Source organism: Streptomyces sp. NPDC102283 (assembly GCF_044766265.1).
In the GTDB taxonomy this organism is placed as follows: Bacteria; Actinomycetota; Actinomycetes; order Streptomycetales; family Streptomycetaceae; genus Streptomyces.
The window spans coordinates 926,096-952,796 of sequence record NZ_JBIWLQ010000001.1 but is presented as its reverse complement, the minus strand read 5'-3'; the positions used below and the strand labels follow the sequence as shown (position 1 = coordinate 952,796).

Here is a 26,701-nt window from a genome sequence, read left to right as displayed (position 1 = left end):
TCCGCGTCGGGCGGGCCGGGAAGAGAAAAGCTGAGGGCAGACTGATGACAACCGTGCTGCTGGTCCACACCGTGCCGTTGTGGCGCGCGTCGCTGGCGTCACTCCTCGGCACGGGGCGGGGGATAGAGGTCCGCACCGCAGAACACGGCGCGATACGCACCGCGCTGAGCGGGCCGGGTCCCGACGTGCTCCTCACCGACCTCGACTGTCCGGGCGCACTGGACGTCCTCGACGAGATGAAGACGATGACCGCGCCGCACGGCGGACCGTGTCCGCTCGCCGTGCTCACCCGCAGCGACCGGCCGAGCGGCCTGCGGCGGGCGTACGAGGCGGGAGCGCTCGGGTACATCGACAAGTACCGCCCGGTGGACGACCTGTCCGAGGTGATGCACAAACTGGCGGACGGGGGACGGCATATCGACGAGTCGCTGGCCTTCAGCCTCCTCCAGGTGGCCGACATGCCGTTATCGCCACGGGAATTGAGTGTGCTTTCGATGGCCGAAGGGGGTGACACCGTGGCCGGGATTGCCGGTCGGCTGCACCTGACGCCGGGGACGGTCCGCAACTATCTGGCCGCCGCCATACGGAAGGCCGGGGCGCGCAACCGGCTGGACGCGATCAGACGGGCGAAGGAGGCGGGGTGGATCTGATGCCGCGCCGCCGCCCCTTCTCTCCCTCGTCCTCCGGCTCCCAGAGGCCGGCCAGGTCCCGGTAGAGGGCGCAGGAGCCCAGGAGTTCACCGTGGGTGCCGCACTGGGTGCGGGGGCCGTCCATGACCAGGGTCCGCCCGGCGCGGCGGGCCGAGCTGAGCCGGTGGGCGACGACGACGAGCGCGCCCGGCAGGGCCCCGAACGCCAGCTCGGCGCGGGTCTCGGCGGCCGGGTCGAGGCGGCTGGTGGCCTCGTCGAGGATCAGCAGCGGCGGGGCGGCGAGGTAGGCCCGGCCCAGGGCGACCAACTGGCGTTCGCCCTGGGAGAGCCGGTCCGGTTCGACGGCCGCGTCGAGGGAGCCGAGGCGGGAGAGCAGCGCGTCCAGGCCGAGCGCGTCCGCCATGACCGCGATCTCCCGGTCGCGGACGTCGGGGCGCAGGTAGCGGAGGTTGTCCCGCAGCGAGCCGCTGAACACGTAGGCGTGCTGGGGCAGCAGGACGCGTACGGAGGTGGCGTCGGCCGGGCGCACCGGCCGCCCCCGCCACCGCACCGCGCCCCCGGTGGGCCGCTCGGTCCCGGCGAGGACGGCGGCCAGGGTCGACTTGCCGCTACCGCTCGGGCCGACGACCGCGAGGTGCTCCCCCGCCCCGATCGTCAGGGAGAGCCGGTCCAGGACGGGCTGGGCGCCGGGCCCGTACGCGAAGCTGACCTCGTGGAGCTCGGCGACCGGGATCCCGCGCGGCGGCGGGGCTGCCTCCCGGGCGGGCGGCGGGTCCTCGGGAGGCGGCGGTGGCGCGTCCGTGAACCGGTCCAGGACCACGACGAGCCGGCCCCCGGCGGTGCCCAGCATGGTCATCAGCGCCTGGACGGCGGGGGCGAGCGCCTGGGTGAGGTAGGTCAGGGCGCCGACCAGCGCGCCCGGGGTGAGCCCGTTCCGCAGCAGCCAGGGCGCGCCCAGGAGCAGCAGGAGCGGCGGAAACCGGCCACAGACGGCGAGGGCCAGCACCCGCACGCCCGACCAGCGGGCCAGCGAACGGGAGGCGGCGAGCTGCGCCCCGGTAAGGGTCCGGGACTCGGCCACCGCCCGCTCGGCGGCCCCGGCGGCGGCGATGTCGCGTACGGAGGCGGCGAGCAGGCCCGCGTGGGCGGCGTACGCCTCGTCGGCGGCGAGGTAGTCGCGCTGGCGGGCGGCCATCGGCGGCAGGGTGCCGAGGAACAGGGCGGAGCCGAGGACCAGCGGGGGCAGCACGATCAGGAGGAGGGCGGGCGAGAGGGCCAGCAGGCCGGTGACCGCCCCGGCCGCCGTGAACACGAACGAGCGTAGCGTCAGGACGAGTCCGGCCCAGCCGTCGCGGGCGATCTCACTCTGATGAGTGACCTGCGACAGGGACCGGGTGCTCACGTCGCCGGAGCGGGCGAGCGCGCCGGACAGCGCCCGGGACACAGCGCGCCGGACCAGTCCGTCGCGGAGCGGCTCCACCAGGTCCGCGAGCCGGCCGAAGACTCCGCGGGCGGCGGGCACGGAGGGCAGCACGGCCAGCGCGGCGACGGTCAGCCAGAGGAGTCCGGTCAGCGGGCGTCCGGCGAGGAAGCCGCCGTCGAGCGCGCGGGCGACCCCGAATCCGCCGAGGAAGGTCTGGGCGAACTCCAGCAGGGACCAGGCGGCCAGCCGCAGGACCGCGCCGGCCCGCGCCCGCAGGAAGGGGCGCGCCTCGCGGCCGACCCGACGCAGCGACGTGTCGCGCCGGGGGTGGGCCCTGCTCTGCGCGTCGCGCCGGGAGTGAGTGCTGTGGTGCGCGCCGTTCTGCGCGTCGCTCCGGGGATGGGCCTCATGCTGCTCATCGCGCCCGGGGTGTGCCTTGTCGGCCTTCACGGGGCCTCCGCTCCGGCGGCCGGTGTCACGGCGGTCGGTGTCACGGCGGTCGGTGTCACGGCGGTCGGTGTCACGGCGGTCGGTGTCACGGCGGTCGGTGTCACGGGCGTACGGTCGGCGGGAACAGAGCCCTCGGCGGGGGCGTCCGTGCGGAAGACCGCCCGGTAGTCCGGGTCCGCCCAGAGTTCGTCGTGGCGGCCCGTCGCGCGGATCCGGCCGTCCACCAGCCAGGCGACCCGGTCCGCCCGCGCGGCCGAGGACAGCCGGTGGGCGACGATGATCCGGGTGCAGTGCCCGGCCCGCGCGTCGAGCGCGCGGCGTACGTGGTGCTCGGTCACGGTGTCGAGGCTGGACAGCGCGTCGTCGAGGATCATCAGGCGACCCGGGTGGGCGAACGCGCGTGCCAGGCCGAGGCGTTGGCGTTCACCGCCGGAGAGCGGGGCGTCGGCGATCGGGGTCGCGTAGCCGTACGGGAGCAGTGCGAGGAATCCGTCGGCGCGGGCCGCGCGGGCGGCGTCGCGTACGGCTTCGGGCGACGCGGTCCAAGGCCCGTAGGCGATCGTGTCCTCGACGGTGACGCCGGGCAGGGACGGGCGGGCGAAGGCGTACGCCACCTCGCGGCGCAGCCGGGCCGGTTCCATGCCGTCCATCGGGACGCCGTCCAGCAGCACGCTGCCGGTGTCCGGGTCTAGGAGCCGCCCGGCGACCGCGGCCAGCACCGACTTGCCGGAGCCGGAGCGCCCGACGACCGCCAGGGAGGTGCCGCCGGGGACGGTCAGGTGGACGCCGGTCAGCAGCGGGCCGCCGTCCTGTTCCACGCCGACGTCCCGGAGTTCGAGGTGTCCGGGCGCGTCCGGAGCCGGGCCCAGGCCGCGGTGCGGCAGCGGTGCGAGGGTGAGCAGGGGCTCCAGGCTCCGGGCGGCGGCGCGGCTACGGGCGAGGGCGCCGAGCGCGCCGGTCAGGGCGCCGATGCCGACGGCGAGGCTCGCGTAGCGGGACGCGGCGACCAGGTCGCCGACGCCGATCGCGCCCGCGTGGAGCCGTAGTCCGGCGACCGCGAGGACCAGCAGCATGAGCAGGGGCAGCAGGAGGCCGCTGCGGCCGACGGCCCGCCCGTACACGGTCCAGGTGCGCCTGCCGTGTTCGGCGAGGGCGGTAAGGGGTTCCAGGACGCGGCGGTGCTCGTGTGCGCCGGTGCGGGCGGCGCGGATGGTGTCGGCGCCGTCGAGGGCCTCGGTGAGCCGGTGGGCGATGAGTGACTGGGCGCGCTGGTAGTCGGCCCCGGCGTCGGCGGTCCGCCGGGTGAAGGCGCGCAGCAGGGCGACGAGGAGGGGGGCGCCGAGGAGGAGGGCGGCGGCCGTCGGGACGTCGATGAGGAGGAGGCCGACGATCGCGCCGAGCGGGAGCAGGACGCCGGAGACGGCTCCGGCGGCGGTGACGGGCGCGGCCGCGGCGTCGGCGGTGCGGGCGGTGAGCCGGGCCGTGAGGTCGCCGGTGGGCAGGGCGAGGGCGCGGCGGGGCTCGGCGGCCAGGATCCGGGCGGCGGTGCGGGTGCGCAGGGACGCGGTGAGCCTGGCGGTGGTGGTCGTGCCGGTCACGGCGGCCGCGGCGTCGAAGCCGGTCTCGGCGAGGGTCAGGGCGGCGCAGAGCAGCAGCCCGGACCAGGGCACGGGGCCGCCGGCGACGAGCCGGTCGACGGTGTGGCCGAGGGCGGCGGGCAGGGCGAGGGCGGCGAGCGCCCCGCCGGTGGAGCAGAGGAGGAGCCCGAGAAGGGCCGCCGGGTGCTGCCGGGCGAGCCGCCGGGCGCCGGACTCGGTGCCCGGGCGTGGGTGCAGCCGCACGGGGTGGCCTTTCCGGGTGCACGTGGGCCGGCCGGCCCACCGGTGAATAACACCGGTGGGCCGGCCGGAGCGGGTCACGGGGTGCAGAGGACCACGCTGAGCGAGCTGTACTCACAGACCAGCAGCGAGACCTGGCTGCCCGTGGCGAGCTCGCCGAAGGAGTCCTCGGCCGGGGTGTCCATCGCCTGAAGGTCGAGAAGCGCCATGATGATGTCCTTTCGGGGACGTAGGTGGTGCTGAACGGTGTGTTGCTACGACCCCTGGCGGGGCCGGTTCATGGGGCCGCTCGCGCGGCCGGGAGGCGCCGCCGGAGCGGCGGGCAGGAAGGGAAGTCCGGTGGAGCCGCCGAGCGCGGCGCCCAGGGCGAGGAGAGCGCCGGCGGTCCCGGTGGCCAGGTCCATCGACAGGCGCATCAACTGTTCGCCGGGGAAGGCGAGTCCGCCTCCGTACGCGAGGGCGTGGCTGCCCAGCAGGTCGGTGTGGCGGGCGATCGCGCGCCGCCGGTCGGCCTCCTCGCACAGCGGGGTGGCGGCGAGGTGCATGAGGAGTCCGGCGGAGCCCCGGAGCAGCCCGGGCTGGACGTAGAAGGCGGAGAGCGCGGCGGGCAGGAGGGCGCGGCCGGCCGCTTCGAGCGCGGGGTCCGGGCGGTGGGCCAGGTAGGCGTCGATGACGGCCGCGATGCCGGCGCTGCCCGAACCGAGGTACGGCATCAGCCGCTTGCCCTCGACGACGAGGAGTTCGCCTTCGTCGCCGGTCCGGCAGCGGTCCAGGTCGCGGCGCAGGGCGGTGGCCGCCAGGTCGAGCAGGGCGGGATCCCCGGTGGTCGCGTACCGGCGCACCAGGAGCAGGGCGATGCCGCTCGCGCCGTGCAGCAGTCCGGTGCGGGGCGACGGCGGACCGTCGACGAGCGCCCGGACGGCGAGGGCGGTGCAGCGGGCGGCCGCGGCGGACAGTGCCGGGGCGTCGGTGGCGGAGGCGGTGCGGGCCAGGTCGTCGAGGGCGAGGCCGATGCCCGCGTACCCGTTGTGGAGGCCGGGCGCCAGGCCCTCCAGGGGCTGGTCGAGGATGATCCGGAGGAGGTCGGCGGCTTCGGCGGTGCGGCCGATCCGGTGCAGGGTCCAGGCGATGCCGGTGAGCCCGTCGTAGAAGCCGAGAGGGCTGCCGGACGCCGGGTCCTTGGCGTGCCGCAGGAGCCAGTCCTCGGCCTCCTCGCACGGCGGGGCGCCCGTCTCGTGGAGGGCGTAGAGCACTCCGGCGGTCCCGTACGCGAAGGACTGGCCGCCGGTGGCCGTGGCGAACTGGGCGATGTCCCCGGGGAAACATCGGTCCTCGCGCTCCGGTGTGCGGGAGGCGGTGATGGCCCGGACCATGGCGTCACGGCTGCGCGGCCAGTCGCCGGGGTCGGCGACGGGAGCGGGCGTGGGAGCGGGCGTCCCCGTTTGGCGCAGGATCTCGGCGACCGCGGGCCGCAGCGCCTCCTCGGTGACCGGGAAGACGCGGGCGATGTCCCGGGCGAGACCGGCGGCCTTGGTGCGGTCGATGCCGAACAGTGTGGTGAGCGGCAGGTACAGGGCGAGCCGCAGACAGGCCAGCGCGTAGCGGTCGATGTCGGCGCCGCGCCGGTCGGGCGGGGCGACGAAGGCCGGGTTGGCGACGATCTGACGGCGGCGCTCGGCTGCCGGGGAGGCCGCCTCGAAGTCGAGCAGGACGATGCGCGCGTTCTCCTCGTCGACCATCACGTTGCTCATGTGCAGGTCGCTGATGACGATGCCCCGGTCGTGCACCGCCTCGACGGCGCGCTCGACCTGTCCGTACAACTCCTCCGCCCAGGAGGCGTGTTCGGCGAGCAGTTCGGGTGACGGGTGCTGCCGGGCGAGCGGGAAGCGGCGGGCGAAGACGGTGTTGAGGGTGGTGCCGGGGATGTACTGGAGGACCAGGAAGTGGTGGTCGCCGACCTCGAACACGTCCCGGACGGCGGGTACGCAGTCCAGCCCGGCCAGGTGCTCCAGCGCGGTCCGCTCGCGCTCCAGCCGGGCCACGGCGTCAGCCCCGTCGGCGGCCAGACCGGCGTACGGCCGCGCCTCCTTGAGGACGACCTGCTCGCCGGTGCGGGTGTCGCGGCCGAGGTAGACCCCGCCGCCGTTGGAGAAGTGCAGCGCCTTCTCCACGGTGTACGGGAGACCCGTGAGGCCCACGGCGGCGCGGGCTTCGAGGTGCGGCATCAGGAAGCCGGGCGGGGTCACCCAGGAGGGGACGCGGAAGGACGGGCCCCGGTCGTCCGGGACGAGCCGGCCCTGCGGATCGGCGACGGCGGGCACGGGCCGCCCGTCCGGTCCTGAGCAGAAGCGGGCGGCGAACGCCCCGTACCGGGCGTGCACGGGTCCGTTCCCGCACCGGAGGTCACTCAGGATGTACGGGCCGTGCTCACCCTCCAGCAGACGCATCAGCGCGGTGCACACCTCGGGGAACGCCTCGTCGGACGGCGGGTAGACGGTGATGAACTTCCCGCTGCCCGCCCGGTCCGCGTACTTGGCGTTCCGCAGGGCCAGCAGTCCCGCGTTGGGCACGCACTTGAAGGCCAGCCGGTATTCCAGGCAGTGGGCGAAGACCCGTTCCAGCACGGAGGCCGCGTTGTCGAGGGCGGCCGAGACGTGGATCTTCCAGCCCTGGGGCGGCAGTCGCAGCCCGTCGGGGCTGTACGCGAGCCAGTCGCCGCGCCGGGTGCGTGTCCAGCCGTCGGGTACGGCGCCACGGAGCGGCGCATAGAGCGAGCGCTCCTCGTCGGCGGCTCCGCCCGGCCCGGGAGAGCGGTGGGGTGCGTCGTAGAAGCGGCGGTCCGCCTGGCAGTACGCGGCGTACTCCGGATTCACGCACGGCCCCCTCGCTCGGTTCTTTCGTGTCTTTCGTGGCAAGAGAGAAATTGTCACAACGATGAGTGCCGCCCATAGTCACCGTTGTCACGACTCGTACATGCGCGCCAACCATGCGGGGCGCACCGCGTACTGATGGGTATCCGCTGGCCGCCCAGCCCCGGGCGGGTGCGGGCGAGGGGCGTGCAGGGGCGCGCGAGGGGCGCACTCACTTCTGCCCAAGTCCGCGCCGCGCACCAGGACGCAGTCCCGCCCAAGTCCGCGCCGCACGCCGGAAGACGGTCCCGCCTCAGTCCGCGCCGTGCACCAGAACGTCCCCCGCCTCCGTACGGAAATAGAGCACGGAGCGGCCCGCGCGCCGGCGGCGGACCAGTCCGGCGTCCAGCAGGATCCGCAGATGGCGGCCCACCGAGCCCAGCCCCTGGCCGGTCAGCGCGACGAGCTGCGTCGTGCTGAGCGGGGAGGCGAGCAGCAGCAGGACGGCCGCCCGCGCCGGGCCGATCAGCGCACCGAGGGCGGCGGGCACGGGAACGCTCCCGGCCTCGGCGAGCGCGCCGGAGCACGGGTACACCAGCGCGTACCGGCGCGGGATGTCCCAGCAGACCCAGGACTGGTACGGCGTCACTGGCACGAACAGCAACTGTGCGCCGCCCAGTTCGCGGGGCGGGTTGTCGTGGGTGTTGATCTGGAGCCGACTGCCGCCCAGCCAACGGATGCCGGGGCGCATGCCGTTCAGCGCGTCGGCCCAGCCACCGCGCCCCAACTGGGCGGAACGGGCCACCACATCGGCCTCCAGGATCCGTCGCCGCCGCGGCCAGTCGGGCAGCACGGTGTGCGTCCAGACCCACTCCAGGGCATCGGCGGCGCGCACGGCCAGGTCGCCCCGGTCCAGCGCAGCGGGCAACGGACCGCGCAGCGCCTCGGCCAGTTCGGCGCGCGCCCGGCCGGGCTCAGTGGCCCGGACCGGCGTCAGTTCGTCGGCGAAGGAGGGCGGGGCCTGGCCGGGCGGGGTGGGGACGGGGGCGGGGACGAGGAAGTCGGCGTTCCACCGGGGCGCGAACGCGGAGCCGATCACCAGCGCGGAGACCGGGTGGTCTGCCTTCCACCGCCGGTACGCGGGCAGGTGGCTCTCCAGCCAGGCGCGCTCACCCGGGTGCGCGGCGGCGGCCCGCTCCAGGACCAGCAGGCTCGCGACGGCCTCCGCGAGCGGCGAGACGACGAACCGGCTGTTCGCGAGCGTGTCCGCGCCGACCTGCCACCAGCCCACGCGCCCCCGCCTCCCCGCTCCCGTCGGCCCTCCGGCTCCGTCCGCGCCGGGCTTTCGCGTCCGCGCCGGGCTTTCGCGTCCGCGCCGGGCTTTCGCGTCCGCGCGAAACAGTAACGGTCCCGGCGACGGCGTCCGGAGACTCCCCCTCATGCGCACCTACCGCGAACTGCTCCGGACCCCGGAGTTCACCCCCTTCTTCGCCGCCGTCTCCGTACAGACGGCCGCCCAGACCGCGACCGGCCTGGCACTGGGCACCCTCGTGTACGCGCGGACGGGCTCGCCCCTGCTGTCGGCGCTGGCGATGTTCGGCCCGTCGCTGGCCCAGGTGGCCGGGGCGCTCACCCTGCTGTCGGCGGCGGACCGGTTGCCGCCGCGCGCCGCGCTGACCGCCCTGGCGCTGCTCTCCGCCGGGGCCGCCTGCGTCCAGGCCGCTCCCGGGCTGCCGCTGTGGGCCGCGTTCGCCGTCCTGCTGGTGGTGGGCGCGGCCTCGTCACCGGGCGGGGGCGTACGGTACGGGCTGCTCAACGAGATCGTTCCGCGCGAGGGATTCCTGCTCGGCCGCTCCGTTCTGAACATGGCGGGCGGCACGATGCAGATCTGCGGGTTCGCGGTGGGCGGGTTGTTGATGACGGTGTTCTCGGCGCGCGGCACGCTGCTGATCGGGGCGGGCCTGTACGTCGTCGCGGCGGCCGTGACCCGCCTCGGACTGACCGCCCGGCCGCCCCGGGCCACCGGCCGCCCGTCGGTCCGGGAGACACGGCGGACGAACGCACTGCTGTGGTCGTCCACACCGCGCCGGTACGTGTTCCTGGCGCTGTGGGTGCCCAACGGGCTCGTCGTCGGGGCCGAGTCCCTGTACGTCGCGTACGCGCCCGGGCACGCCGGGCTCCTCTTCGCCGGCGGGGCGATGGGCATGCTGGCCGGGGACACGCTGGTCGGGCGGTTCGTCACGGCACGGTGGCGGGCACGGCTGGGGGCCCCGCTCCGGCTGCTGCTCGCCGTGCCCTATCTGCTCTTCGCGCTGCGCCCGGAGCTGCCCCTCGCGCTGGCGGCGGTCGTCCTGGCGAGCGTGGGCTTCGCCGCGAGCCTGCTGCTCCAGGAACGGCTGATGGCCCTCACCCCGCAGGAGCTGAGCGGCCAGGCGCTCGGGCTCAGCTCCTCGGGGATGCTCGCGATGCAGGGCGTGGGGGCGGCCGTGGCGGGCGGCATCGCCCAGCTGACCTCCCCCGCCACGGGCATGGCGGCGGTCGCGGGGCTCTCGGTGGCGGTGACACTGGTGCTGGCCCCGGGGCTGCGTGACCGGTCCGGCGACGCCGGGGGCAGACTGCCGGTAGCGGACGGACCACCGCGAGCGCCCCGTACACCCCGCACGGAAGAGACCACATGAGCGACGAGACCAGGCCCAGCCAGAAGGAAGCCATGCTCTCCGGCGAGCTCTACATCGCCGACGACCCGGAGCTCGCTGCGGAGGCGCGGCACGCGGCCGTGCTCAGCGAGCGCTTCAACGCCACCTCGGCCGCCGACCCCGAGGCCCGGCGCGCCGCCCTCGCCGAGCTTCTCGGCGAGCTGGGCGAGGGCGTGGAGGTCCGGCCGCCGCTGCGGGTCGACTACGGCTACCAGACCAGCATCGGACCCCGGACGTTCATCAACTTCGGCGCGGTCCTGCTGGACGTCGCCCGCATCACCATCGGCGCGGACGTCCAGATGGGCCCGAACGTCCAACTGCTCACCCCCACCCACCCGATCGACCCCGAGCAGCGCCGCGCCAAGTGGGAGGCCGCGGAGCCGATCACCATCGGCGACAACGTCTGGCTGGGCGGCGGGGTGATCGTCTGCCCCGGGGTGACCATCGGCGAGAACACGGTGGTCGGCGCGGGGGCGGTCGTCACGAAGGACCTGCCCGGATACGTAGTGGCGGTCGGCAACCCGGCCCGGGTGATCCGGAGGATCGACGGGACGGAGGCGTAACCGTCGGGCGCCCGACGGGGCACGTAACGCACCCGGACGGCGGGACGCACAGCGCACCCGGGCCCTACGCGTGCCGCCAGGCGTCGGTGACGCACGAGACCTCGAAGTGCCACCAGCCCTCGTCCCGGCCACGGGCCAGCAGTTCCTTGACCCCGCGCAGGTCCGCGCCGCCCGGCACGGTCAGGGCGACCAGCGGGAACTCGGCGCTGAAGACCTCACCGGTGAGCCCGTAGCCGGCGAGCCGCTCGTGCACGGCCCGGGCGTCGCGCCCGAGCGGCCCGTCCGGCAACGGCAGCACCCGTACGGTGCAGTTGCCGGAGTCGGCCACGCGGCCGACGGCCCAGTGCACCCCGTCGTCGTCCGTGCGGAACCGTACGGTCTCGCCCTCGGCGACCCCTTCCTGGAGGAAGGGCACGTTGTCCACCCGCGCGGTGTCCGGGCCGAGGCGGATGGCCCACAACCCCTCGGTGTCGTGGGGCAGCCAGCCCTCGCGCGGGACGAAACGGAACCAGACCTTGATCTGATCGGCTTCACGGGGTGGGCGTTCCGGGCCGGCGGGGGAACTCATGGCCCCATGGTCCCCCGCGTGCGTCGCGCCCGCCTGTCCACCCCGACGACCAGGCATGACGTCAGCTTCTGAAGCCGGAGGCCGCCCCCGGCGCGCCGCGGTCGCCGATTTGCCGATGCCTGAGGCCAGTTGTTGGATTCAGCGGTGCCTTCTGAGGCTCCTGATGCACACCTCTTGACGCGTACAGGCCCACGGGGGAAACATCACCGTAACGAGAGAGCGCTCTCCCAACGCCTCCCCCCAGAGCTCTCTCGTCCGTTCGTCGTGCACACGTACCACGACCCAGGAGACGTACCCCATGCATGCTCCCCCCACCGCGCCACGCACCCGCCGCCGCACCCGGGCCCTCGGCTTCGCCGCGCTCGCCGTGGCGATGCTCATGTCCGTACCCACCGCGCAGACCGCCTTCGGCGAAGAGGTCCAGGCGGTGCCGGGCGGCGGCGACCTCGGTCCCAACGTCCATGTCTTCGACCCCTCCACCCCCGACATCCAGGGCAAGGTCGACGCGATCTTCAAGAAGCAGGAGTCCGCGCAGTTCGGCACCGACCGCTACGCGCTGATGTTCAAGCCGGGCACGTACGACGACATCAACGCGCAGATCGGCTTCTACACGCAGATCGCGGGTCTCGGACTGAACCCGAACGACACCACGTTCAACGGTGACGTGACCGTGGACGCGGGTTGGTTCGACGGCAACGCCACGCAGAACTTCTGGCGTTCGGCGGAGAACCTGACCCTGAACCCGGTCAGCGGCACCAACCGCTGGGCGGTCTCCCAAGCGGCCCCGTTCCGCCGGATGCACGTCAAGGGCGGACTCAACCTCGCACCCGACGGCTACGGCTGGGCCAGCGGCGGCTACATCGCCGACAGCAAGATCGACGGCCAGGTCGGACCCTACTCCCAGCAGCAGTGGTACACCCGCGACAGCTCGGTGGGCGGCTGGACCAACGGCGTCTGGAACATGACGTTCTCGGGCGTCGAGGGCGCACCGGCCAACAGCTTCCCGGAGCCGCCGTACACCACTCTGGACACCACGCCCATCTCCCGGGAGAAGCCGTTCCTCCACCTCGACGGCGACGACTACAAGGTCTTTGTCCCGGAGAAGCGCGAGAACGCGCGCGGCGTTTCGTGGGCCGCCGGGACGCCGGCGGGCGAGTCCATCCCGCTGGACCAGTTCTACGTCGTGAAGGAGGGGGCGGACGCCGCCACCATCAACGCGGCCGTGGAGCAGGGGCTGCACCTGCTGTTCACCCCCGGCGTCTACCACATCGACGAGACGATCAACATCGACCGTGCGGACACCGTGGCCCTCGGCCTCGGGCTGGCCACGATCATCCCGGACAACGGCGTGACCGCGATCAAGGTCGGTGACGTGTCCGGCGTGAAGCTCGCGGGCCTCCTGGTCGACGCGGGGCCGGTGAACTCGGAGACGCTGATCGAGGTCGGCCCGGAGAACGCCTCGGCGGACCACTCGGCGAACCCGACCTCACTCCAGGACGTGTTCGTGCGGATCGGCGGCGCGGGCCCCGGCAAGGCGACCACCAGCATCGTCGTCAACAGCGACGACACGATCATCGACCACACCTGGGTCTGGCGCGCCGACCACGGCGAGGGCTGGGGCTGGGAGACCAACCGGGCCGACTACGGCGTCCGCGTCAACGGCGACGACGTCCTGGCCACCGGCCTGTTCGTCGAACACTTCAACAAGTACGACGTGGAGTGGTACGGCGAGCGCGGCCGCACGATCTTCTTCCAGAACGAGAAGGCCTACGACGCACCCAACCAGGCCGCGATCCAGAACGGCGACACGAAGGGCTACGCCGCCTACCGCGTCGACGACTCGGTCGAACAGCACGAGGGCTGGGGCATGGGCAGCTACTGCTACTACAACGTCGACCCGACGATCATCCAGGAACACGGCTTCAAGGCCCCGGTGAAACCCGGCGTGAAGTTCCACAGCCTGATCGTCGTCTCACTCGGCGGCAACGGCCAGTACGAGCACGTGATCAACGACGTCGGATCCCCCACGTCCGGCCCGGACACGATCCCCTCCCAGGTCGTGAACTTCCCGTAGTCACCGACGCGGGAGTCGTACGGGAGCGGGGCCCGGCTGCTGTTGAGCGCCGGGCCCCGCTCCGCTGTCGTGCGGCGGGCCGGAGCTCGTTCATCACAGAGGAGTGCCACTGCTCTCCGCATGAGCCTCCGCAGTCACGGGCTTCTGGGTGATGCGAGCGGATCCCACCGAGGCCGATCGGGCGTTATAGATGACCGATCCCCCGTCGGCATTGAGATGAATGACCGCTGAATCAGCCGTACGCGCCTTGCCCAACTCCCGCAGGAACGACCGAACAGCAGCTGGGAGAAGCACCAGTAGCGCCACCAGAAGAACAACCTGAATGAGCCCTCCCATGGCCCCACCGAGGCCTCCGGAAGTGAGCGCGGACAGCCCCGGAGGGAGGATGCCGAGTATCAGCACAAGAGACAGGAACCAGACGATGAGCTGAGAGTCGCTCGTAGTGCGCTCCGCCGACTTCTCACGGAACTGCACGTCGCCTTCCTGATTGAACGAGTGAGCCTTCCAGTCCTTCGCCTCACTGCCCGCCATGAGAATTTCGAGGGAAACCTCCTGGTCAACCTCCAGGTGCCCGATGAAGCAAGTCAGCTCCATCGAATGATCCGTATCACCGGCACCCACCTGCAGCAGAGATGCCCGGAACTCCTTCTCCGGAGCAGGGGAAAAACGACTCTCCAGGATTTCGGAATCACCGGGGAAATGAAATCGGACCCTGTGTTCCTTGATGACCCTGTTGCCAGAGTTCTTCATCTTGAACTTGATGGCACAAAGGTCACTCACACCCCGCCCGGCATAGGAGATACCGACCTGTTGCTGAAAATCTCGGTCAATGGACACGATGCTGGATTGGGTTCGGGCTTCCCAGGTGATGCGCTTGACCGGTTCGCGGCGGGCATTCAAGTACCAGAGGAGCACCGCGACACCGGCACTGATCATGGCACCGACGAGAGCCGGAGGCGCCCACCCCGGTAGCACCGTGGAAGTCTGCTCCGCAAGATGGACAGCTCGCATTTTCCCGCATCCCGGATCGTTGAGTCACGCCGAACGGAGCAACTTTAACGAGAGAGTTGGCCGTCGGAGTCGCGTTCGACCTGATCTCTTCGATCCTCGGCCGCCCACGCTTTACACACGGGGGCGGCTCACGGTCACGAGTTGCGGGCGCCCCCGTACCGGGCCCGGTCCCCGACGCGGGAGCCGTACGGGAGCGGGGCCCGGCTGCTGTTGAGCGCCGGGTCCCGCTCCGCTGCCCGCGGGACAGGCCCTACATGTGCAGCGCCACCGCTCCGCGCGGCCGGACCGTGATCGTCGCCGTGCCGTCGTCCGCGACCGTGGTCCGGTTGCCGTCGCAGGAGGCAGGGGAGGCGGCGACCACATTGCCGTACGTGCCCGCCAGCAGCGTCGTCGTGAAGGTGCGCTCCAGCTCCGCGTCGCCGTTGTTCTTCCACTCGAAGAGGGTGGCGGTGACGGTCTTCTCGCCCGGTGGGGTCGCCTGGGAGGGCCAGGGGGCGAGGGCGGTGAGGCCTCCGGCGGCGAGCAGGCCCGCCAGGGTTGCGCGTGCGGCGCGGGAACTCAATTGCGGCTCCTTCGGTCGCGGGCACGGGCGTTCGCCCGTGCCCGGCGTGGGCAGCCACGCGCCTGGCTGCCGTGGGGGGAGTCCGGAGCCTGCCGTTCGGCGATGGACACGTCAAGATGCCTGCAATAGTTTCCAGATTGTTTCTGAAAGTTCTTACGAGATGGGGAAGTTGAGGAGAAGCCTCGCCCGGAACCCGCCCGGAACCCGCCCGGAGCCCGCCCGGAACCCGCCCGCCGACGACTCCGCCCCCGGCCGGAGGCGTTCCCGGGCGGGGGCGGAGGGTGGAGCGCCGGCCGGTCCGGGCGTCAGCCCTGGCCGGTCAGGTCGATGGTGACCGTGCGCTCGGTGGGGGTCTTCCCGGCCAGGGCGGTCTTCATCGCCTGGGCCACGTCGTCCGCTCCGACCTGGTGCTCCTTGCCGTCACCCTTGACCGCCATGATGCCGTCGAAGACGCCGTCCAGGAGCTTGTCGATCGCCTGCTTGTCGTAGACGTCGACCAGCCGGCCGTCCACGGGCTTCATGGAGAGGATCTGCGGCAGCGACCGGGCCGGGCCGAACTGGATCTCCTTGGGACCGGCCTTGATGGTGATCAGGCCGGACATCGCGGGCTCGGCGAACTCCTTCATCGCCCGGTCCAGTTCGGCCTTGGTGATGGTGGGCTCGCTGGTGGTGACGGGGAGTTCGACCAGCCGGGCCTGCCCGGTCTGCACCTGGGCGCGGTAGGCGTCCCGGACCGAGATCAGGGACTGGCCGGCGTCCAGCGTCTTGCCCGGCTTGCCCGGGACCGCCACGGCCTTGTTCGGCTCGAAGCGGATGGTGCCGTCGTTGGCCGAGCCGGACGTGCCGGCCAGGTCGGTCAGCGCCACGCCGAGCTTCTCCTCGTCGACCGGGATCACCGGGTCGGCGGGGCGCTCCCCGCCGAACAGCGAACCGACCACCGAGACGGGGTTGTAGTCGCTGCCCGCCGCGCCGCGCACGGTCTCCTGGCTGTCCAGGGTGAGACCGGCCTTCTCGGGGTCGAGCTTCTCCTCCTTGCCGTCCACCGACAGCGTCAGGGGCGTCTTGGCCCGCTCCCCGAGGGCGGCTTCGAGCTTGGTGACCGCCTCCTCCTTCGTGCCGCCGCCGATGTCGACGCCGAGCACCGTGGTGCCCTTGGGGACCTCGGAGTGGTTCAGCAGGAGACCCGCCCCGTACGCGATGCCGAGCAGCACGACCGCGGCCACCCCGAGGAGGACCACCTTGGAGCGGCCCTTCTTCGCGGGTGCGGGGGCGGCGGCCTGGGACGCGGGGCGCGGAGCGGCGGGGCCGGGCGTGGGAACACCGGGTCCTCCCGGACCACCGGGGCCTCCCGGACCACCGGGTCTGCCGGCCGCCGGGCCGCCGGGGCCGCCGGGGCCACCCGGGAACGCGGCGCGGGGCTCGCTGGGCACCACGGGGATGCCGCTGGTCAGCGTGTCGCCGGAGACCTGGCCGGACCCGGGCGCCGGGGCCTGCGGCGTGAGGATCGCGGTGTCGTCGGACATCCGGGGCGTTACGCCGCCGGGGACGCCCGGGACCATCGGGCCGGGGCCGCCGAGGCCCGGGACGCCGTCGAGGTTCGGGGTCAGCGAGGAACTGCCGGTGGCCGGTCCCGTGGTGGGGCCGGACGGGCCGGGCGGACGCACCCCGGGGCCGGGGGTGGAACGGGGGCCTCCGCCGGGGGGCTCGGTGCCGTAGGCGTCGAGCGCGCTGCGGCCGGGGGCGGGCGCGCCCGGTCCGCCGCCGGCCTGCGGGGCGTCCGAGAAGTACGGCAGGTCGGGACGCGAGCGGTCCGCGTCGCCGTCGGACCCGCCGGGGCCGGAAGGAGCGCCGCCGGGGGCGCCGGGCACACCGGTGCCCTGAGCGGCCTCACCCGGCCCGGTGGGCGAGGTCCTGCGCGGGGCGAACCAGTCGCTGCCGCTCTTGTCCCGGGCCGGCTTCTCCCCGGGCGTCGGGTCGGCGGCCGGACCGCCGTCCCTGGACCGGTCCGCGGGCGCCGCGCCGTTCGGGCCGCCGGGCCGGTCCGGGGATCCGGGTGCGGGCGGCGGCGTGCCGGGGCGCGGGGTGGCGCGGGTGCGCTCCGCGTCGGAACGGCCGCCGGCGATGTCGCTCTCCGCCATCGGCGTACGCATCACGACCGGCGGGATGGGGCGCGACCCGGGGATGTTGATCCGGATGCGCGTCGTCAGCGTCGTCTCGGTCTTCGGTTCCTCGGGCCGGGGCGGAGCCACGGATTCCGGGGTCTCGTCAGAGCCGTCCTGCGACGGATGGAGCGACGGATACTGGCGGGATCCGTACGGCGGTGTACCCGAGGGGTACGCGGCTCCGCCGCGGCCCTGGGGCCCGGAGGACGAACTGTCAGTTTCACGACTCAAAGCAGGTTCTCCCGATTGGCTCCGCCGCCCGTACTTCCCCCATGCCGCAGGCCAGGGGACGGCTCGGCGCGCGCACCACCATACTGGCCGCCGCCGTCGGACACTCCGCGACCGGGTGAAACCTCCACCCGTGCATCACACCTGTGGGGGTCTTTCCGGACCCGGACTTGGCACTTCACGTACCCGACCGGCCGCTGCGGATGGCTGATTGCGGCACTTTGGACGTGGTGGCGGACATCACAGCGACGGCCGTCCCGCCGAGCATGAACAGCACCAGGCCGAGCTCGTCGCCGAAGACGTAGTCGCCCTCCGGCCTGCCGCTCAGCAGAAGGAACACCGTGATGAACCATCCGGCCGCCGGGGCGAGCGCGCCGATCTGGGTGCGGGTCAGGATCCGGCCGCCGTAGAAGAGACCGGCCGAGGCCGCCAGCGCGATGATCAACCCGCCCGGGAACCAGGCGGCTTGGACGAGTGCGCCGGCGATCGCGACCAGGACGCCGAGGACGGCGAAGCCCGCGTGGGCGGCGATCCGGACCGGGTTCGGCCGGGCCGCGAAACCGGTGGGCTCGGGCTCCCTGGGCGGCGCGTTCCGCCGCGGCGCGTGGGAGGAGCCGGCGCGGCCACGGCCCTTGCCCGGGTTCCCGCTCACGCCGTGCCTCCCGCGGTGCCCGTAGCGTCCGTGCCTTCCGCAGCGTCCGCAGCGGAAGGCAGGCCCGCGAAGAGGTCGCTCTCACGGGTCCCCTCGGGCACGCCCCGTGCGCCTCGCACCAGTTGGTAGTGCTCGGCCGTCAGCAGGGGCTGACCGAGGTCGTTGGAGAGGGCGAAGAACGGGCCGTCGACCGCGATCTGGGTGGCGTGGGCCCGCATCGCCGCGGACTTGGCCCCGGCGTACGCCGCTCCGTCGATCTCCGCGGTGACCAGCTCCCCGTCGGTGAGGCCCGGGACGTCGTCCACGGCGGCGATGCCGGGGAAGGCCCCGGGGGCGGTGGCGCGCAGTCGCTCGAAGCCGGCTTCGGCCACGGCCCGCTCCACCCGGTTCCAGTAGATCTTCGCGACGGTGTGCGGTGCGCCGGAGCCGTACGCCGGGTCGGCGGCCAGGTCGGCGGCGCGCATCGCGACACGGTGGGCCTGGATGTGGTCGGGGTGGCCGTAGCCGCCGTCCGGGTCGTAGGTGACCAGGACCTGGGGGCGGACCTCGCGGATCACCTCGACGAGGTGGGCCGCCGCCTCGTCCACCGGGGTGGACCAGAAGGAGCCGGGGCGGCCGTTCTGCTCGGCGCCCATCATCCCGGAGTCCCGGTAGCGGCCCGCCCCGCCGAGGAAGCGGTGGTCGCCGACGCCCAGCTCCTTCATCGCGGCGGCCAGCTCGCCGACGCGGTGGGGGCCGAGCGCGTCGTCCCGGTCGGCGGTGAGACGGGCGAGCGAGGGCGGGATGACCTCGCCCTCCTCGCCGAGCGTGCACGTCACCAGGGTGACGTGGGCGCCCTCGGCCGCGTACCTGGCCATGGTGGCGCCGTTGTTGATCGACTCGTCGTCGGGGTGCGCGTGCACCAGCAGCAGACGACGGGCGGGGAGGTCCTTCATGGGGACCACCCTACGAGCCCGGAGGCCCCCCGTGCGTCCGCGCCCCGTGACCCGCGCCTCCTCGGCCCCCCGGCCCGCCCCCGGCGCCGGTCAGAACTTGATGCTGCTGATCATCCCCGCCACGTTGCTCGTCAGATCGGAGATGGTCGGTGCGACCGACGAGCTCGCGATGTAGAACCCGAGCAGCATGCAGACCACCGCGTGCCCTCCCTTCAGTCCGGATTTCCGGATCAGCAGGAAGACGATGATCGCCAGCAGCACTACCGCCGAAATCGAGAGCGCCACGGCGGTTCACCTCCATCGGTACGTTCGGACGGTCGGAACGGGGGTACGCGAAGTCAGCAGGTTCCTACCCACCTAGTGCTACGGATCATAACTATCCGTGCCAACGCATTGATCGGGGCACAGCAGCACGAGGGGCGCACGAACCGCCGCACGAGGCTAAGTTCGAAGCCATGACCTCGCAGAAGCTGTCTTTTCCCCGCCAGCAAGCACGGACCCAGCGCTTCACTCTCGGCGCACCTCGCGCCTTCACCGTCTCACCGGATGAGACGCGCGTGATCTTCCTCCGCTCGATGTCCGGAACGGACCGCTCCACCCGCCTCTGGGTCCTCGACCCGGCGACCGGCGAGGAGCGGATCGCCGCCGATCCCGAAGTCCTGCTGGGCGGTGCGGCGGAGAAGCTGTCGGCGCAGGAGCGGGCCCGGCGCGAGCGGACCCGGGAGGGGTCGTCGGGCATCGTCTCCTACGCGGTCGACGCGGCTGCGGAGTTGGCCGCGTTCGCCCTGTCCGGAAAGGTGTACGTGGCCGAACTGCGGGCCGGAACCGCGCGGGCGCTGCCGGTGCCGGGCCCGGTGATCGACCCCCGCCCGTCCCCCGACGGCCGGCACATCGCGTACGCGGCCAAGGGTGCGCTGCGGGTCGTGGGCGCGGGGGGCGAGGGCGACCGGGCGCTGGCCGAGCCGGAGAACTCCCATGTCACCTACGGTCTGGCCGAGTTCATCGCGGCCGAGGAGATGCACCGCTTCCGGGGTTTCTGGTGGTCGCCGGAGTCGGACCGGCTGCTGGTCGCGCGGGCCGACGACAGCCCCGTACAGCGGTGGCACATCGCCGATCCCGCGCATCCCGAGCGTCGGCCCGCCGAGATCGCCTACCCGGCGGCGGGCACGCCCAACGCCGAGGTGCGGCTCTTCGTCATGGATCTGGAGGGAGCCCGTACCGAAGTGGTCTGGGACCGGGCCGCGTTCCCGTACCTGGCCCAGGTGCACTGGTCCTCCGCGGGTGCTCCGCTGCTGCTGGTGCAGGCCCGGGACCAGCGCAGCCAGCGGTATCTGGCGGTGGACCCGGAGACCGGGGCGACCCGGATCGTGCATGTCGACGAGGACCCGGTGTGGCTGGATCTTTTCCCCGGGGTGCCCGCGTGGGCGCCGGACGGGCGGTTGGTGCGGATCGTCGACGAGGGCGGGGCTCGGGTCCTGGCGGTCGGGGACCGGCTGCTCACCGGGTCGCAGCTGCACGTCCAGTCGGTGCTGGACATCGGGGAGTCCGACATCCTGGTCTCGGCGGTGGCCGGTGAGGACGCGGTCGAGCCGGAGATCGGGCAGATCCATGTGTACCGGGTGAACGAGCTGGGAATCGAGCGGATTTCCGAAGGGGTGGGCGTCCACTCCGCGGTCCGCTCGGGCGGCCTCGCGGTCGTGGTCTCGGCCGTCCCCGAGGAGCCCGGAGCCGCGGCGTGGGTGGTGCGGGACGGCAAGCGGCTGACCCGGATCCCGAGCTTCGCCCAGGAGCCGGTGCTCACCGCCCGCGTGACGCTCACCGAGGGGGGCGCACGGCGGATTCCGTGCGCCGTCCTGCTCCCCTCGGACTACCAGGAGTCGGATGGTCCCCTTCCGGTCCTGATGGATCCGTACGGCGGTCCGCACGGCCGGCGGGTGGTCGCCGCCCACAACGCGCACCTGACCTCGCAGTGGTTCGCGGACCAGGGCTTCGCGGTGGTCGTGGCGGACGGGCGGGGCGCGCCGGGCCGCTCGCCGGGCTGGGAGAAGGCGGTGCGGGACAACCTCGTGATGACGATGGAGGACCAGGTCGAGGCGTTGCACGGGCTCGCCGGGCGGTTCCCGCTCGACCTGTCCCGGGTGGCGATCCGCGGCTGGTCCTTCGGCGGCTATCTGGCGGGGCTCGCGGTACTGCGGCGGCCCGACGTCTTCCACGCGGCGGTGGTGGGCGCTCCGGTGACGGACCAGCGGCTCTACGACACCCACTACACCGAGCGCTATCTGGGCGACCCCGCGACGCAGCCGGAGGTGTACGCGTACAACTCGCTGCTCACCGACGACGGTCTCTCCGAGCCCGCCGCCGAGGTCCGGCCCATGATGATCGTGCACGGCCTGGCCGACGACAACGTGGTGGTCGCCCACGCCCTGCGGCTGTCCTCGGCGCTGCTGGCCGCCGGGCGTCCGCACGAGGTGCTGCCGCTGAGCGGGGTGACGCACATGACGCCGCAGGAGCAGGTCGCGGAGAACCTCCTCCTGCTCCAGGTGGACTTCCTCAAGCGGTCGCTGGGGCTGACCGGAGCCTGAGCGCCACCCGGCCGGCCCGGTCCCTCCTCCCCGTCACCCGCTCACCAGCCGGGCGGCGGGGAGGAGGGAGGCGGCCCGAAGCCGCCGCCCTGCGGAGGTCCGAAGCCGGGGGCGGTCGGCTGCTGCCCGGGGGCCGCCTGGGCGGGCGGGTAGCCGGGCGGCGGAGCGCCCCAGGGGCCCGCGCCGCCCCACGGTCCCTGGGGGGAGCTGGGGATCCGCCGGACGCCCTTGCGGGCGAGGACCGCGAGCAGGGCGATCCCGGCGATGAGCGAGGTGAGGAGGCTCAGCGTGTTCAGCTGCACCTCGAGGTCCAGGTCGGCGAAGCGCTCGTACAGCTCGAAGCGGATGACGCGACCCAAGCCCAGCGCACCGGACGAGAGAAGGAATCCGCCCGCGATCAGGCCGAGCGGTCGCGCGTAGGCCGCTCCGGCGACCGCGCCGACGGCCGCCGCCAGGAACATCAGGATGAGCACCACGCTGATCCAGCCGGGCGGCGCCTCGGTCAGCGGGACGACCACGGGGCTCCCGCCGGTGAACCACTCGGGATACAGCCTGTCCGGGTAGACGAAGGCCAGCCGGATCTCCCAGCCGGCGAAGACCACCGCCTGGAAACCGAGCAACAGGAAGGCGGTCACCCCGGCCCCCCGGCCCTGCCCGGCGGGCCGCTCCCCGCCGTCCTCCACCGGGCGGCGGCCCGCCGTCCCGACGACGACCATGGCGAGTCCGGCCGCCAGGGCCGCGTACGTGGTGAGCAGCGCCCGGTCGCGCAACTCCTCCGGCGCCGGGGAGTCGGCGATGGTCCAGACCCCGGGCAGCCGCACGGCGAACGTGACGATGCCGGCGACGACCAGGGCCGGAGCGGCGATGGCGGACCGGAGCGCCGCTACCGCGGTGGCGGCGTGAACGACCAGCAGGACGAGGGTGGTGGCGGTGGTGGTGGTCGCGGGCACGGCCCAGGCGTTCGCGGCGCCCGCCCAGATGTCCCAGAGCATCCCCGGTCCGTCCACCACCCGGAAGTCCCGGACCAGCCAGGCGACGGCCATCAGTGCCTGCACCGCGCACAGAACGGCGCCGGTGATTCTTGCTCCCCGTGTAAGTGTCACCCGGTGATACTCCATTGCCCCGAACGGATGAACAAGCCCGCACAGGGAACGGGCGGGGCGGGGCAGGACACGACGGGGCGCAGCAGGGCGGAAGCGGTGGGCGACCGGCCGGAGCGACAGGACGCCGCTCCGGCCGGACCACGGCACCCGCACGGCCGTACGCTGTTCAGCATGGAGCGTTCGTATATCGGTGCGGCGACGGCGAAGTTGCCTGTGTGTTAACGCATCTGACGCCTCTTCATGACGTCTCGCCCTCGGTGCGTCCCGACTCCGTACGCCCCGGCTCCGCCTCGGGCCCCGGCCTCTTCGCCGGCCCGGGCACCGGCTCCGCGGGCCCCGGGACCTCCAGCCGGCCCTCCGGCGGTACCACGCGCTTCTCCTCCGCGAAGTGGCACGCCGAGTCGTGCCGGGCCGGGGTGTCGACCTGCCGGAACTCCGCGGGGACCGCCAGCAGCGGGACCTCCAGTTCGCACCGCTCCCGCGCCTTCCAGCACCGGGTGCGGAAGCGGCAGCCCGAGGGGATGTTCGCGGGCGAGGGGACGTCGCCGTGCAGGATGATCCGCTCCCGGTGGTCGCGGGCCGTCGGGTCCGGCACGGGGACGGCGGAGAGCAGCGCCTGGGTGTACGGGTGGGTGGGGTGGTCGTAGATCTCCGCGTCGGAGCCGATCTCCACGATCCGGCCGAGGTACATCACACCGACCCGGTCGGAGATGTGCCGGACGATCGAGAGGTCGTGCGCGATGAAGACGAAGCTGAGGCTGAACTCCGCCTGGAGCCGGTCCAGCAGGTTGACGACCTGCGCCTGGACGGACACGTCGAGCGCGGAGACCGGTTCGTCGGCGACGATGATCTCCGGGTTGAGGGCGAGTCCGCGGGCGATGCCGATGCGCTGGCGCTGGCCGCCGGAGAACTGGTGCGGATACCGGTTGATGTACTCCGGGTTCAGACCCACGACATCCAGCAGGTCCTGCACCCGCTGCCGGCGGCTGCCCTTCGGGGCGACCTCGGGGTGGATCTCGTACGGCTCCCCGATGATGTCGCCGACCGTCATGCGCGGGTTCAGCGAGGTGTACGGGTCCTGGAACACCATCTGGATGTTGCGGCGCACGGCCTTCAGCGCCCGGCCGGACAGCTTCGCGATGTCCTCGCCCTTGTAGCGGATCGCGCCGGCGGTGGGGCGTTCCAGGTGGACGAGCATCTTGGCGACGGTCGACTTGCCGCAGCCCGACTCCCCCACGATGCCCAGCGTCTCGCCGGCGTACAGGTCGAAGTCGACGCCGTCGACGGCCCTGACCGCGCCGATCTGCCGCTTGAGAAGGACGCCCCGGGTCAGCGGGTAGTGCTTGGCGAGGCCGCGTACCTGGAGGATCGGGTCGCCCTGCGCGTACGGAGTGACGGCGTCCTCCCGCGCCTTGGACAGGAGGGTGGAGCCGGCCGCGTCACCGCCGGTCCCCGCACTCTCGTCGCGGTCAGCGTGCATCGAGCGTCTCCTTCCAGAAGTGGCAGGCGCTCCGGCGCCGCTCGTCCACCTCGTAGAGCGGCGGCACGTCGCTGCGGCACACGTCCCTCGCGATCGGACAGCGGGGGTTGAAGGCGCAGCCGGGCGGAATGCGGGTGAGGTTGGGCGGCAGGCCCTTGATCGCGTAGAGCTCCCGGCCCTTCTGGTCCAGGCGCGGGATCGACTGGAGGAGGCCCTTGGTGTAGGGGTGGGCGGGGGCCTTGTAGATGTCGTGCACGGGGGCGGTCTCGACGATGCGGCCCGCGTACATGACGGCGATCTTGTCGGCGACGTCGGCGACGACGCCGAGGTCGTGGGTGATCAGGATGAGGCCCATGTTCAGCTCGCGCTGGAGCTCGGCGAGGAGGTCCATGACCTGGGCCTGGACGGTGACGTCGAGGGCGGTGGTCGGCTCGTCGGCGATGATCAGGGACGGTTCCAGGGCCATCGCCATGGCGATCATGATGCGCTGGCGCATCCCGCCGGAGAACTGGTGCGGGTAGTTGCCGACCCGCTCCTTGGCGGCCGGGATGCGGACCCGGTCCATCAGCTCGATGGACTTGGCCTTCGCGTCCTTGCGGGACATCCCGCGGTGCACGACGAACATCTCGCCGAGCTGCTCGCCGACGGTGAGGACCGGGTTCAGCGACGACAGGGCGTCCTGGAAGATCATGGCCATCTCCTGGCCGCGGATCTTCCGCCGCTCCTCCGGCCTGAGCTTCAGCAGGTCCTGGTCCTTGAAGAGGATCTCCCCGCCGGCGATCTTCCCGGGCGGCATGTCGAGGATGCCCATGATCGCCTGGGCGGTGACGGACTTGCCGGAGCCGGACTCACCGAGGACGGCGAGCGTCTCGCCCTCGGCCACCGAGTAGTTGACCCCGTTGACGGCCTTGGCGACGCCTTCGCGGGTGTGGAACTCCACGTGCAGATCGCGCACTTCGAGCAACATGGCAACCGGCTCCTCAGCGCAGCTTGGGGTCGAGGGCGTCGCGCACCGCGTCGCCGAGCATGATGAACGCGAGCACGGTGACCGCCAGCGCTCCGGCGGGCCAGAGCAGCATGTGCGGGGCGTTGCGGACGTAGTTGGCGGCAGCGGAGATGTCGATTCCCCAGGAGACGGCCGGGTCCTTCAGGCCTACGCCGAGGAAGGAGAGGGTCGCCTCCAGCGAGATGTAGGTGCCGAGCGCGATGGTCGCCACGACGATGACCGGGGCGATGGCGTTCGGGGTGATGTGGCGCAGCATCATCCGGGAGTTGGAGGCGCCGAGCGCGCGGGCCGCCTGGACGTAGTCGTTCTGTTTGGCGGTGAGGACCGAGCCGCGGGCGATGCGGGCGATCTGGGGCCAGCCGAGCAGGACGATGAAGCCGACGACGGGCCAGACGGTGGAGCTGGTGACGACGGAGAGGAAGACCAGGCCGCCGAGGACGACGGGGATGCCGAAGAAGACGTCGGTCAGGCGGGAGAGGATCGAGTCCCACCAGCCGCCGAAGAATCCGGCGAGTCCGCCGAACACGCTGCCGAGGATCGCCACGCCGAGGGTGGCGCAGACGCCGACGGTCACCGAGGTGCGGGTGCCGTACACGACCCGGGTGTAGACGTCGCGGCCCTGCGGGTCGAAGCCGAAGGGGTGGCCGGGCTCCGAGCCCTTCTGGGCGTCGTCCAGGTTGGCCTGGAGGGGGTCGCCGCTCGCGATGAGCGAGGGCCAGATCGAGATGACCACCAGGAAGAGGATGACCAGCCCGGAGATGATGAAGACCGGGTTGCGCCGCAGGTCGCGCCAGGCGTCCGACCAGAGGCTGCGGGGCTTTCCGGTCGGCCCGCTTCCGTCGGGGCCGACCGGATTCTTCTCCAGGCTGGCGCCCTCCGCCATGGCGAGGTCCATGGGGCCGCCGGCGCCCGCCGGGGAGATCGCTCCGTCCGATGACTGCGGCTCAGGCATAGCGGATCCTCGGGTCGAGTACGGCGTACAGGAGGTCGACGATCAGGTTGGCGGCCAGGAAGACGAGGACGAGGATCGTGACGAACCCGACGACGGTCTGGGAGTTCTGGCGCAGGATGCCCTGGTAGAGCTGGTATCCGACGCCGTGGATGTTGAAGATCCGCTCGGTGACGATGGCTCCGCCCATCAGGGCCCCCACGTCGGTGCCGATGAAGGTGACGACGGGGATCAGGGAGTTGCGCAGCAGGTGCCGTACGACGACCCGGCGGCGGGGCAGACCCTTGGCGACGGCGGTGCGTACGTAGTCGGCGCGGGCGTTCTCGGCGATCGAGGTCCGGGTGAGCCGGGTGACGTAGGCGAGCGAGACCGAGGCGAGGACCAGGCCGGGGACGAGCAGTTCGTCGAAGGTGGGGTCGGCGGATACCGAGGGCTTGATGATGCCCCACTCGACGCCCAGGAGGAGCTGGAGCAGCAGGCCGGTGACGAAGGTCGGGACGGCGATGACGACCAGCGTCAGGATGAGGACGGTGGTGTCGATGGGACGGCCGCGCCGCAGGCCGGTGACGACGCCGAGGCTGATGCCGATGACGACCTCGAAGACGACCGCGACGACGGTGAGCCGGATCGTGATGGGGAAGGCGGTGGCCATCAGCTCGGTGACCTTCTGCCCGTTGAACGCGGTGCCGAAGTCGCCGGTGAACACGTTGCCCATGTAGGTGAGGTATTGCTGCCAGACCGGCTTGTCGAGGCCGAATTCGGAGCGCAGCTGGGCGGCGGTGGCCGGGTCGCACTGGCGGTCGCCGCAGAGGCCCGCGATGGGGTCGCCCATCACGTTCACCATGAGGAAGATCAGCAGCGTGGTGCCGAAGAAGACGGGGATCATCTGCAGCAGCCGCCGGATCACATAACGTCCCATG

General features: G+C 72.7%; 22 protein-coding genes. 5 read left to right on the top strand and 17 right to left on the bottom strand.

Translation table 11 applies throughout. The features are described from left to right. The first annotated feature begins 44 nt into the window (after positions 1-44). Positions 45-650, top strand: coding sequence for a LuxR C-terminal-related transcriptional regulator (locus ACIRJT_RS04465; protein ID WP_403904296.1), 606 nt, complete (start codon positions 45-47; stop codon positions 648-650). Here the strand turns inward: ACIRJT_RS04465 and ACIRJT_RS04460 are convergent. The 5 genes from ACIRJT_RS04460 to ACIRJT_RS04440 form a co-directional block, all read right to left on the bottom strand. Then, complete coding sequence (locus tag ACIRJT_RS04460; RefSeq protein ID WP_403904293.1) at positions 619-2,523, bottom strand: ATP-binding cassette domain-containing protein; 1,905 nt, start codon at positions 2,521-2,523, stop codon at positions 619-621. The two genes, ACIRJT_RS04465 and ACIRJT_RS04460, sit on opposite strands and share 32 nt — an antisense overlap. Continuing rightward, positions 2,520-4,364 (bottom strand): ATP-binding cassette domain-containing protein, encoded by a 1,845-nt coding sequence (locus ACIRJT_RS04455; RefSeq protein ID WP_403904289.1) that lies wholly within the window; start codon positions 4,362-4,364, stop codon positions 2,520-2,522. The genes ACIRJT_RS04460 and ACIRJT_RS04455 overlap by 4 nt, the downstream gene beginning before the upstream one ends. A 74-nt stretch (positions 4,365-4,438) precedes the next feature. Beyond that, positions 4,439-4,570 carry a SapB/AmfS family lanthipeptide gene (locus tag ACIRJT_RS04450; RefSeq protein WP_003966507.1) on the bottom strand — a complete coding sequence of 44 codons (132 nt, stop codon included), beginning with the start codon at positions 4,568-4,570 and terminating at the stop codon, positions 4,439-4,441. A 45-nt stretch (positions 4,571-4,615) separates the two neighbouring features. Further along, entirely contained in the window at positions 4,616-7,234 is a 2,619-nt protein-coding gene (lanKC, locus tag ACIRJT_RS04445) for a class III lanthionine synthetase LanKC (RefSeq protein WP_403904286.1), read from the bottom strand. A gap of 289 nt (positions 7,235-7,523) precedes the next feature. Further along, the gene (locus ACIRJT_RS04440) at positions 7,524-8,501 is read right to left on the bottom strand and encodes a winged helix-turn-helix domain-containing protein (protein ID WP_403904284.1); all 978 of its coding nucleotides are present in this window, start codon (positions 8,499-8,501) and stop codon (positions 7,524-7,526) included. 148 nt (positions 8,502-8,649) lie between these two features. Between ACIRJT_RS04440 and ACIRJT_RS04435 the strand changes: the two genes are divergently transcribed. Both ACIRJT_RS04435 and ACIRJT_RS04430 read left to right on the top strand, forming a co-directional pair. Further along, entirely contained in the window at positions 8,650-9,888 is a 1,239-nt protein-coding gene (locus tag ACIRJT_RS04435; RefSeq protein ID WP_403904282.1) for an MFS transporter, read from the top strand. Next, entirely contained in the window at positions 9,885-10,469 is a 585-nt protein-coding gene (locus ACIRJT_RS04430; RefSeq protein ID WP_403904279.1) for a sugar O-acetyltransferase, read from the top strand. Before ACIRJT_RS04435 ends, ACIRJT_RS04430 begins: the two co-directional genes overlap by 4 nt. 64 nt (positions 10,470-10,533) lie before the next feature. On the opposite strand, the gene ACIRJT_RS04425 is transcribed toward ACIRJT_RS04430, so the two are convergent. Next, positions 10,534-11,037 (bottom strand): DUF4265 domain-containing protein, encoded by a 504-nt coding sequence (locus tag ACIRJT_RS04425; protein ID WP_403904277.1) that lies wholly within the window; start codon positions 11,035-11,037, stop codon positions 10,534-10,536. A gap of 298 nt (positions 11,038-11,335) precedes the next feature. Between ACIRJT_RS04425 and ACIRJT_RS04420 the strand changes: the two genes are divergently transcribed. Beyond that, positions 11,336-13,111: a coagulation factor 5/8 type domain-containing protein gene (locus ACIRJT_RS04420; RefSeq protein WP_403904275.1), complete on the top strand. Its 1,776-nt coding sequence runs from the start codon at positions 11,336-11,338 to the stop codon at positions 13,109-13,111. Between the two features lie 93 nt (positions 13,112-13,204). Here the strand turns inward: ACIRJT_RS04420 and ACIRJT_RS04415 are convergent, their stop codons facing one another. From ACIRJT_RS04415 to ACIRJT_RS04390, 6 genes are all read right to left on the bottom strand, one after another. Further along, entirely contained in the window at positions 13,205-14,047 is an 843-nt protein-coding gene (locus ACIRJT_RS04415) for a hypothetical protein (RefSeq protein ID WP_403904272.1), read from the bottom strand. Positions 14,048-14,372: 325 nt separating this feature from the next. After that, the gene (locus ACIRJT_RS04410) at positions 14,373-14,684 is read right to left on the bottom strand and encodes an alpha amylase C-terminal domain-containing protein (RefSeq protein ID WP_403904270.1); all 312 of its coding nucleotides are present in this window, start codon (positions 14,682-14,684) and stop codon (positions 14,373-14,375) included. A 305-nt stretch (positions 14,685-14,989) separates the two neighbouring features. Further along, positions 14,990-17,077: a hypothetical protein gene (locus tag ACIRJT_RS04405; protein ID WP_403904268.1), complete on the bottom strand. Its 2,088-nt coding sequence runs from the start codon at positions 17,075-17,077 to the stop codon at positions 14,990-14,992. A 175-nt stretch (positions 17,078-17,252) separates the two neighbouring features. Then, positions 17,253-17,726 carry a DUF6113 family protein gene (locus tag ACIRJT_RS04400; protein ID WP_403904266.1) on the bottom strand — a complete coding sequence of 158 codons (474 nt, stop codon included), beginning with the start codon at positions 17,724-17,726 and terminating at the stop codon, positions 17,253-17,255. Continuing rightward, positions 17,723-18,661 (bottom strand): N-acetyl-1-D-myo-inositol-2-amino-2-deoxy-alpha-D-glucopyranoside deacetylase, encoded by a 939-nt coding sequence (gene mshB / locus ACIRJT_RS04395; RefSeq protein WP_403904263.1) that lies wholly within the window; start codon positions 18,659-18,661, stop codon positions 17,723-17,725. The genes ACIRJT_RS04400 and mshB overlap by 4 nt, the downstream gene beginning before the upstream one ends. Positions 18,662-18,751: 90 nt before the next feature. Continuing rightward, positions 18,752-18,946: a hypothetical protein gene (locus ACIRJT_RS04390; protein WP_026290246.1), complete on the bottom strand. Its 195-nt coding sequence runs from the start codon at positions 18,944-18,946 to the stop codon at positions 18,752-18,754. Between the two features lie 170 nt (positions 18,947-19,116). Between ACIRJT_RS04390 and ACIRJT_RS04385 the strand changes: the two genes are divergently transcribed. Continuing rightward, entirely contained in the window at positions 19,117-21,243 is a 2,127-nt protein-coding gene (locus ACIRJT_RS04385; protein WP_403904260.1) for a prolyl oligopeptidase family serine peptidase, read from the top strand. Between the two features lie 41 nt (positions 21,244-21,284). Here ACIRJT_RS04385 and ACIRJT_RS04380 read toward each other — a convergent pair whose 3' ends face one another. The 5 genes from ACIRJT_RS04380 to ACIRJT_RS04360 form a co-directional block, all read right to left on the bottom strand. Next, a complete protein-coding gene (locus ACIRJT_RS04380; RefSeq protein WP_403904257.1) occupies positions 21,285-22,346 on the bottom strand; it encodes a hypothetical protein in 1,062 nt (353 codons plus the stop codon). A 238-nt stretch (positions 22,347-22,584) separates the two neighbouring features. Beyond that, positions 22,585-23,826 (bottom strand): ABC transporter ATP-binding protein, encoded by a 1,242-nt coding sequence (locus ACIRJT_RS04375; protein ID WP_403904255.1) that lies wholly within the window; start codon positions 23,824-23,826, stop codon positions 22,585-22,587. Then, the gene (locus ACIRJT_RS04370; protein WP_403904252.1) at positions 23,816-24,793 is read right to left on the bottom strand and encodes an ABC transporter ATP-binding protein; all 978 of its coding nucleotides are present in this window, start codon (positions 24,791-24,793) and stop codon (positions 23,816-23,818) included. Before ACIRJT_RS04370 ends, ACIRJT_RS04375 begins: the two co-directional genes overlap by 11 nt. Positions 24,794-24,806: 13 nt before the next feature. Next, a complete protein-coding gene (locus tag ACIRJT_RS04365) occupies positions 24,807-25,784 on the bottom strand; it encodes an ABC transporter permease (RefSeq protein ID WP_403904249.1) in 978 nt (325 codons plus the stop codon). Beyond that, the gene (locus tag ACIRJT_RS04360) at positions 25,777-26,700 is read right to left on the bottom strand and encodes an ABC transporter permease (RefSeq protein ID WP_403904246.1); all 924 of its coding nucleotides are present in this window, start codon (positions 26,698-26,700) and stop codon (positions 25,777-25,779) included. Before ACIRJT_RS04360 ends, ACIRJT_RS04365 begins: the two co-directional genes overlap by 8 nt. Position 26,701 lies beyond the last annotated feature (1 nt).

What these genes read in the sequence shown, in the direction of transcription:
- ACIRJT_RS04420 (WP_403904275.1), top strand. Translation starts at nt 11,336, where the DNA reads ATGCATGCTCCCCCCACCGCGCCACGCACCCGCCGCCGCACCCGGGCC.
- ACIRJT_RS04465 (WP_403904296.1), top strand. Translation starts at nt 45, where the DNA reads ATGACAACCGTGCTGCTGGTCCACACCGTGCCGTTGTGGCGCGCGTCG.
- ACIRJT_RS04425 (WP_403904277.1), bottom strand. Translation starts at nt 11,037, where the DNA reads ATGAGTTCCCCCGCCGGCCCGGAACGCCCACCCCGTGAAGCCGATCAG.
- ACIRJT_RS04385 (WP_403904260.1), top strand. Translation starts at nt 19,117, where the DNA reads ATGACCTCGCAGAAGCTGTCTTTTCCCCGCCAGCAAGCACGGACCCAG.
- ACIRJT_RS04450 (WP_003966507.1), bottom strand. Translation starts at nt 4,570, where the DNA reads ATGGCGCTTCTCGACCTTCAGGCGATGGACACCCCGGCCGAGGACTCC.
- ACIRJT_RS04360 (WP_403904246.1), bottom strand. Translation starts at nt 26,700, where the DNA reads ATGGGACGTTATGTGATCCGGCGGCTGCTGCAGATGATCCCCGTCTTC.
- mshB (WP_403904263.1), bottom strand. Translation starts at nt 18,661, where the DNA reads ATGAAGGACCTCCCCGCCCGTCGTCTGCTGCTGGTGCACGCGCACCCC.
- ACIRJT_RS04375 (WP_403904255.1), bottom strand. Translation starts at nt 23,826, where the DNA reads ATGCACGCTGACCGCGACGAGAGTGCGGGGACCGGCGGTGACGCGGCC.
- ACIRJT_RS04435 (WP_403904282.1), top strand. Translation starts at nt 8,650, where the DNA reads ATGCGCACCTACCGCGAACTGCTCCGGACCCCGGAGTTCACCCCCTTC.
- ACIRJT_RS04415 (WP_403904272.1), bottom strand. Translation starts at nt 14,047, where the DNA reads ATGATCAGTGCCGGTGTCGCGGTGCTCCTCTGGTACTTGAATGCCCGC.
- ACIRJT_RS04365 (WP_403904249.1), bottom strand. Translation starts at nt 25,784, where the DNA reads ATGCCTGAGCCGCAGTCATCGGACGGAGCGATCTCCCCGGCGGGCGCC.
- ACIRJT_RS04370 (WP_403904252.1), bottom strand. Translation starts at nt 24,793, where the DNA reads ATGTTGCTCGAAGTGCGCGATCTGCACGTGGAGTTCCACACCCGCGAA.
- ACIRJT_RS04430 (WP_403904279.1), top strand. Translation starts at nt 9,885, where the DNA reads ATGAGCGACGAGACCAGGCCCAGCCAGAAGGAAGCCATGCTCTCCGGC.